Genomic DNA, 1,788 nt, shown 5'->3' on the forward strand with positions numbered 1-1,788 from the left:
GCGGCGCGGCGGTGCGCGGCGCCGGTGCGACGTCGGCCGACAGCGATCGCGGCGCGATCGAGCCGCTGAAGAACTCATAGCGGCGCAATGCGGCGAGTCGCGCAAGCCCGTCGAGGTCGCGACACACACCAAAGCCGCGGTAGCCGGCGAAATTCCTGGAACGATCGAACACCGGCAGGCCGGACAGTTCGACCGGCAGCCGGCCGCCGCCGTCGACCGGCCAGTGCAGCGTGATGCCGCTCCAGGTGTCGCGGCTGGCGAACGCCTTGAGAACGCGGCCCTCGGGATCGAGGCCAAAGCTCTCGGCGATGTCGCCCCAGAGACGGCCGAAGCTTGCCGCGGTGTGCAGGCCGATCAGGCGGGTGAATTCGTCGGAGCCGAGCGAGAAGCGGGCCTCATGGTCCATCTGCCACATGAAGCGCAGCGGATGCCGCCGCACCGGCAGCGGCTCGTCGAGCCAGGATGGCGGCGTCATCGGCGCCAGCGTCGCAGGCGCCGGTTCGGCGGCAGGCGGCGGAGGTGGCACATCCGCGATCGCATAGGGCGAGGGCACGGGCTCGGCCGGTGGCGCCGATATTTCTGGAGCCGGTGCGTGTGCGGTCTCTTCGAGATCGAGCGTGGGCTCCGGCTTGGGCGCTTCGATCGGTGCCGCAGCGGGCACCTCGATCAGAGCTTCCGATAGCGGTTCCTCGACCGCGGCAAGTTCGTCAGGTGTGGTGTCGAGTGGTGTGGTCTCGACCGGTGCTTGCTCTGCATGCGCCAGTTCGGCCGATTCGAGCGATGGAGCAGGGTGCGCGAGCGCTTCGACCTGTGCCTCAGCGGGTACTTCGATGAGCGCTTCCGATAACGGCTCCTCGACGGCGGCAGTTTCGTCCGGCGTGGTGTCGAGAGGCGTGGTCTCGACCGGTGCTTGCTCTGCATGCGTCAGCTCTGCCGACGCGAGCGGTGGAGCAGGGCGCGCAGGCGCTTCGACCTGCGCCTCAGCGGGCACTTCGATGAGCGCTTCCGATAATGGCTCCTCGACGGCGGGAGTTTCGTCAGGCGTGGTGTCGATTGCCGCGGTCGCGACGAGCGCGGTCTCGACGTGCGTCTCTTCCGACGCAGGAGATGGAGCAACGTCCGCGGGCTCGGATTCAGCCGCGCTGGGGATCGGCTCGATCGCGACGCGCTCTTCCAACTGCGGGTCGAGCGCATCGAACAGCGTGAAGCTGGCCGGCGCTTCGCTTGTGGGCGCGGCGGCTTCTTCATGCGCGGTTGGCTGTTCGACGGCAGCTGGCGCTGGTGGTGGCTCGACTGCCGCGGCCTCTTGCGGCGCTGCTGCCGCTACCGGTGCTTCCGGTGCAGCCGTCTCCGGCTGAACCGGCTCGGGCACGATCGGTGCCGCCGGTTTGGCGGAGAGATGCGCCGCCGGTTCGATCAGCGCGATCAGCGCGCGATCGGCGCCGTGGCCGATCCGCTGCAGCACGACGCGGCCGATCGCAACGCTCGCCGCCGCGCGGCCCTGCGCCAGCGCTTCGTCGCGCGCGGCATCGAGGCCGGCTTCAGTGAGATCGTGCAGGCCGGGCAGCGCACGCGCCGCCTCGTTGGTTGCGACCAAAAGTCCGTCGCCGTTGAAGGCGGCCGCCGGACGCGGCAAGCCTTGCACCAGCCGCAGCAAGCGCTCGGCGAGCGGCATGTTGCGACCAGAGGCATTGAGCGCGCTCATCAGGATGCCGTGGCTGCCGTCGGGCAGGTCGATCCGCCTGCAGCCGCAGGTCGCGAGCATGCCGGGCGCCGCGCCAAAGCCGC

1 pseudogene is annotated in these 1,788 nt (G+C 70.0%); it reads right to left on the reverse strand.

From position 1 onward, the window contains the following. Nucleotides 1–1,765: pseudogene (locus H8B02_RS47070) on the reverse strand (hypothetical protein); the annotation flags it as partial. Nucleotides 1,766–1,788 lie beyond the last annotated feature (23 nt).

The organism is Bradyrhizobium altum (assembly GCF_020889705.1).
In the GTDB taxonomy this organism is placed as follows: domain Bacteria; phylum Pseudomonadota; class Alphaproteobacteria; order Rhizobiales; family Xanthobacteraceae; genus Bradyrhizobium; species Bradyrhizobium altum.